This window comes from Actinokineospora bangkokensis (assembly GCF_001940455.1).
GTDB lineage: Bacteria > Actinomycetota > Actinomycetes > Mycobacteriales > Pseudonocardiaceae > Actinokineospora > Actinokineospora bangkokensis.
The window spans coordinates 1-5,454 of sequence record NZ_MKQR01000004.1 but is presented as its reverse complement, the minus strand read 5'-3'; the positions used below and the strand labels follow the sequence as shown (position 1 = coordinate 5,454).

6 protein-coding genes are annotated in these 5,454 nt (G+C 78.3%); 2 read left to right on the top strand and 4 right to left on the bottom strand.

Going from position 1 to position 5,454, the window contains the following annotated elements; genetic code table 11:
* The 3 genes from BJP25_RS01960 to BJP25_RS01950 form a co-directional block, all read right to left on the bottom strand.
* A partial coding sequence (locus tag BJP25_RS01960; protein WP_158075584.1) for a protein kinase domain-containing protein occupies positions 1 to 857 on the bottom strand: 857 nt, incomplete at its 3' end.
* Positions 858 to 1,442: a hypothetical protein gene (locus BJP25_RS01955; protein ID WP_075973030.1), complete on the bottom strand. Its 585-nt coding sequence runs from the start codon at positions 1,440 to 1,442 to the stop codon at positions 858 to 860. It lies immediately after the preceding gene.
* A complete protein-coding gene (locus BJP25_RS01950; protein WP_075973029.1) occupies positions 1,439 to 2,038 on the bottom strand; it encodes a hypothetical protein in 600 nt (199 codons plus the stop codon). The genes BJP25_RS01955 and BJP25_RS01950 overlap by 4 nt, the downstream gene beginning before the upstream one ends.
* 147 nt (positions 2,039 to 2,185) lie before the next feature.
* On the opposite strand from BJP25_RS01950, the gene eccD reads away from it, so the two are divergent.
* Positions 2,186 to 3,568 carry a type VII secretion integral membrane protein EccD gene (gene eccD, locus BJP25_RS01945; RefSeq protein ID WP_075973028.1) on the top strand — a complete coding sequence of 461 codons (1,383 nt, stop codon included), beginning with the start codon at positions 2,186 to 2,188 and terminating at the stop codon, positions 3,566 to 3,568.
* Positions 3,569 to 3,571: 3 nt separating this feature from the next.
* Positions 3,572 to 4,987, top strand: coding sequence for a type VII secretion protein EccB (eccB, locus tag BJP25_RS01940; protein ID WP_075973027.1), 1,416 nt, complete (start codon positions 3,572 to 3,574; stop codon positions 4,985 to 4,987).
* A 152-nt stretch (positions 4,988 to 5,139) separates the two neighbouring features.
* Here the strand turns inward: eccB and BJP25_RS01935 are convergent.
* A partial coding sequence (locus BJP25_RS01935; RefSeq protein ID WP_233157872.1) for a hypothetical protein occupies positions 5,140 to 5,454 on the bottom strand: 315 nt, incomplete at its 5' end.

The window sequence follows — 5,454 nt, the reverse complement described above, 5'->3', positions numbered from 1 at the left end:
GGGTGCGGGGGTGGGGCGGTGGTCGGGCGGGGCAGGGCGAAGTCGTCGAAGGACTCGCTCGGGGTGGTCGTGGTGTCCGGCAGCAGGGCGGTGAGCTGGTCGACGACCAGGGAGGCGCGGGCCGGGCGGTGGGCCGGGTCGGCGGCGAGCAGGCGGGCGACGAGGGTGGCCAGCGAGACCGGCAGGTCCTGGGCGTTGAGGGCGGGCACGGGTTCGCTGAGGATGCGCAGGACGCGCTCGCCGGGTTGTTCGCCGAGGCGGCCGGGGTGGGGGGTGCGGCCCGCGAGGGCGTAGTGCAGCAGGGCGCCGAGGCCGTAGAGGTCGGTGGCGACGTCGAGGGTGCCGGTGCGCAGGGTCTCGGGGGGCAGGAACTCCAGGGCGTGCAGGGGGTCGCGGGCCGTGGCGTGCCGCAGGGGGAGCCCGAAGTCGCTGAGCACGGCGTCGCCGCCCGCGCGGAAGAGGATGTTGTGCGGGGACATGCCGCCGTGCACGACACCGGAGTCGTGGGCGGCGGACAGGGCGGTGGCCACGGCCTTGCCCAGGGCCACCACGTCGCCCGCGGGCATCGGGCCCCGGCCGCCGACGACCAGGGCCAGCGACGAGGCGCACAGCTCCATGCGCAGCGCGGGTTCACCGGTGGGCAGCTCGTCCACCGCGTCGACGACCAGCAGGGAGGTCACCTCGCGCAGGCCCGCGAGGGTCGCCTGCTCCTTGGTGAACGCCGACAGGGTGCGCTTGTCGAAGCGGCGGGGGTAGACCTTGTAGGCCACCGCGGCACCCTCGCGCTGTCCAGAGTAGACGGTGGCGACCGGCCCGTCCCCCAGGCGGTGCAGGCGGTCGGCGGCGACGGTGGCCATTCAGCTCCCCGCCCGGGCCAGGTCCAGGTAGGCGCACCCGGACACCAGCAGCTCGCGGACGTCGGCCAGCAGGTCGGCGGCGACCAGCTCGGCGCTGGTGGCGGCGCCGAGGTCGGCGGCGGCCTTGGCGCGGACCTCGCCGAGGTGCCGCAGGCTCGGCGCCAGCTGCGCCCACTGCCACAGCTCGAACGCCGACGCCGACACCTCCGAGACCGGCTCCACGCCCGGGTGGCCCAGGCGGAAGCGGTCGGGGTCCTCCGGGGTGTTGCCCAGGCCCACCTTCAGCGGGTGCAGCCGGTGCGCCTCGGTGAAGGCGAGCGCGTCGGTCACCCCGACGACCACGCCCTTGTCGGCGGCGGCCGCCAGCACCCCCGCGGGGCCCTCGACCCCGGCGGCGGTGGCCAGTTCGACGACGTTGCCCGCCGTCCACTCCCCCCGCCCGTTCGCGCGGGTGCCGTGCGCGAGGACCCACAGGCCGAACTCGTCGGCCGTCAGCGCCCGGTGCTCCCACCCGACGCGCACGGCGTGGTGCTCGTCGGGCAGCCGCTGCCCCATGTGGTGCCCCACCGGGAAGACGGCGTTCACGCGGCGGCCCCGTCCCGCAGGTCCAGGCACCCGACCCGGGCGCCGAGCACCTGCGGCAGCGCCCCCAGGGCGCCCGCGAGCACCTGCTCGGGGTCGGTCAGCGCCGGGTCGTCCGCGCCGGAGCGGCGGGCGACGTCGGCGACCTCCGCGCAGGCCAGCCACAGGTCGGCGGACAGGTGCGCCCACTGCCACAGGTCGAACAGGGCACCGCTGAGCACGGCGAGGGGCTGGTAGAGCATGCCGACGCCGAACATCCACGGCTCCTCGGCGGTGTTGCCCACGCCCACCGCCAGCGGCAGCAGCCGGTGGCGGGCGGCGAACCCGCGCGCGCCCCCGGTCCCCACCGCGGCCAGCAGGCCCTGCCCCAGCAGCTCGTCGACCACCCCGTCGCCGCAGCGCTCGCGCAGCCCGGTCTCGGTGCAGGCCACCACGGACCCGGCGTCGACCAGGCCGTGCGCGAGGGTCCAGGCACCCGCCTGCGGCCCGGTCAGCCCCACCAGCCGCGCGCCGAGGCGCACCTGGTGGACCGGGGCCCGCCCCCCACCGGGGTGGAAGGGGCCCAGGTCGTGTCCGACCGGCAGCACGATGACCTGCACGCCGTCCGCACCTCCCGGTGTCCGCTAGCTGCCGACCCCGTTCCGCGGCCGGTCCCGTGCGGCCATGGTAGGTGCGTCCACCGCCCGCGGCGGTCCCGTCGGCAGGTTGCTGCCGCAGGGGGACGCCCGGCCCACCACGGAGCTGACATGAACACGACCGGTCTGGTGCGGGTGACGGTCTCGGCACCCGCCCGGCGCATCGACCTCGCGCTGCCCGAGCGCGCCCCGCTGGCCGAGCTGCTGCCCGCGCTGCTCGCGCACGCGGGCGAGGACCTGGCCGACCGCGGCGCCGGGGCGGGCGGCTGGGTGCTGCGCCGCGCCGACGGCACCGTCCTGGAACCCGCCCGCTCGCTGGGCGCCCAGCGGGTGCGCGACGGCGAGGTGCTGCACCTGGCCCAGGCGCACACCGACTGGCCGGAGCTGGAGTACGACGACCTGGTGGACGCCATCGCCACCGGGTCGTCGCGGCTGGGCGCGAGCTGGGGTCCCCGGCACACCCGCGCGACCGGGCTGGGGCTCGGGGTGGTGGGGGCCGGGCTGGCCCTGGTGGCGGTGCTGCGCGCGGGGCCGCCGTTCACCGGGCCCGCGCTGTGGGCGCTGGGCGCCGCGGTGCTGCTGCTGGCGGCCGGGGTGCTGCTGGCCAGGACGGCGGGGGACGCGGGCGCGGGGTCGGTGGCGGCGCTGTGCGCGCTGCCGTTCGCCTTCGCGGGCGGGGGCGTGCTGCTCGCCGACGACCGCGCGCTCACCGACCTGGGCTCGCCGCACCTGCTGGCCGCGTCGGCGGCGCTGGCGCTGGCGTCGGTGGTGGGGCTGTTCGGCGTGGTGGACCGGGCCGCGGTGTTCGTCGGCGGCACCACCGCGGGCGTGCTGGGCGCGCTCGGGGCGTGGCTGGCCACGTGGGACTCCCTGGAGCCGCAGGAGGCCGCGGGGGTCGTGGCGGGCCTGGGGTTGGCGCTGTCCCCGCTGCTGGCGCAGCTGTCGCTGCGGTTGGCCGGGGTGCCGATGCCGGTGCTGCCGCGCGGGGCCGCCGACCTGCTGCGCGACGACCCGCAGCCGCCCCGGGCGATGGTGTACGCGGCGGTGCTGCGCGCCGACAGCCTGCTGACGGGGATGCTCGGCGGGTTCGCCGTGGTCGTCGCCTGCTGCGAGGTCGTGCTGGTGCGCAGCGACAGCACCGCGGCCGTGGTCCTGGCCTGCCTGGTGGCGGCGGGGTTGCTGCTGCGGGCCCGGCTCTACCCGGTGGTCCGCCAGCGGTCGTGGGTGATCGGCGCCGGGGTGTTCGGGGCCGCGGCGGTGCTGCTCGGCCCGGTGATGGCCGTGCGGGCCGACCTGCTGGGCACGACCGGGCCGGTGCTGCTCGCGGCGGGCGCGGGCGCGGCGGCCCTGGGCCTGGTGCACAGCGGCCGGGCGCCGACGCCGTACCTGGGCCGCTACGCCGAGGTCGCCGAGGTGCTGGTGCTGCTCGCGGTGGTGCCGGTGCTGTGCTCGGTGCTGGGCCTCTACGGGCACGTGCGCGGGCTGGGGGGCTGAGCCGTGGCGTCCAAGCGCGACCAGCTCCAGGCCCACCAGTTCCTCGTCGAGCGGGCCGTGTCCGCCCTGGTCACCCGGGAGACCGACCCGGAGCAGCCGCCGTTCCGCAGGCCCGGGTACGCCGCGCTGGGCGGGCTCGGGGTGGCGGTGATCGCCCTGGCGGCGGTGGGCGTCTACGGGATCGTCGTCCCCGGCGGGGCGGACTCCTGGCGCGACGGCGAGTCGGTGGTCGTGGAGAAGGAGACCGGCACCCGCTACGTGTACGTGGACGAGCGGCTGCACCCGGTGGAGAACTACACCTCCGCCCTGCTGGCGCTCGACCGCGAGGCCGGGACGGTGTCGATCTCGCGGGAGTCGTTGGCGGGCGTGGCCCGCGGCCCGCGCATCGGCATCCCGGACGCCCCGGACTCCCTGCCCGGCCCGGACCGGTTGCTCGCGGGCGGGTGGACGCTGTGCTCCGAACCCGCCCCCGACCTGACGGGCGCGCTGGTGCCCCGGTCGGTGCTCGCGGTGGGCCAGGAGCCCCCGGCAGGCGCGGACCTGGGCGGCTCGGCGGTGCTCGTGACCGTGCGCGAGACCGGGTCGACCTACCTGGTGCACGAGGGCTACCGGCACGGGATCGCCGCCCCCGACCTGCCCGCCATCACCGCCGCGCTGCGCCCCGGCCCGGCGCTGCGGGTGAGCCCGGCGGTGGTGGAGGCGCTGCCCATGGGCCTGCCGCTGGCGCCGATCCCGGTGCCGGGCGCCGGTGGGCCGTCCACGGCGGTGCCGGGCCGCGACCTGCGCGTCGGCCAACTGCTCATCACCACCACCTCGCGCGGGGAGCAGCACTGGCTGGCCGAGGCCGACCGGCTGCGCCCGATCAGCGAGCTCCAGTACGACGTCCAGCGCGCCTACGCCCCGACCGCCCAGGCCTACCCCGGCGGGCGCCCGCAGGGCCTGCCGCTGGACCTGCTGGACGCGGGCCGCGCGCGGCAGGCCACGGCCTCGCCCCCGCGCGCCACCGACCCGCCGACCGAGCGGCCCGCCTTCGCCGAGACCGCGGAGGACGCCTCGACGTGCCTGAGCTTCGCCCCGGGCGCGGCCGTGCCGAGGGTCGCGATCGGCGTGCCGGTGCCCACCACCGACCCGATGACGGCCACGCCCCGGCGCACCGAGGGCGGCGTGGTGCTCGCGGACCGGGTGTCGGTGCCCGCGGGCGCGGCGGCGGTCGTGGAGTCGATGCCCAGCGAGGACGCCCCCGCGGGCACGGTGGTCGTCGTGACCGACGACGGGGTGGCGCACCCGCTGGCGAGCCCCGACCTGCTCGGTGTGCTGGGCTACGGGGGTGTGGCGCCGGTGCGCGTGCCCGCGGGGTTGGTCGCGCGGCTTCCCATGGCGAGCGGATTGAGCCACGATGCGGCGATGACCCGGCGCTGACACCCTGGGGGGCCGCCGGTGAACCCAGGTCGACCTGGGCCGCGTGCCCGGGTCGGGGGTGGTCCCTGCGAGCGGCGGCCGCCGGGACCACCCCGCTCCACCCGTGCGGAAGGCCCCGAGGACGTGTCCTCGGGGCCTTCCGCCGTGCCGGGTCAGCGGCCGGGGACCCCCGGGGCCGGGGTGATCACGCGGTCGGCGGTCTCGTCCTCGACCTTCCACAGGTCCTCGTCGACCAGCTCCACGGTCACCGGGGCCTCGTCCTCCGGGCGGCGCCGGGAGCGGGTGGGCACCAGGCTGAACGGGTCGACCCGCCCGCCCTTGCCCGCCAGCACGGCCGGGAGCCCGGGCGGCGGCTCGTCGCGGCGGTCGCGGCGGCCCGCCCGGAGCGGACCCGCCCCGCTGCCCGAGCGGTAGCCGGGCTGCACCGGCCCGCCCCCCCCGCCCCCCCCGCCGCCGCGGCGGCACCC

Bases quoted from the DNA above. Each gene is read 5' to 3' on its own strand.
- eccD (WP_075973028.1), top strand. From the start codon at position 2,186: ATGAACACGACCGGTCTGGTGCGGGTGACGGTCTCGGCACCCGCCCGG.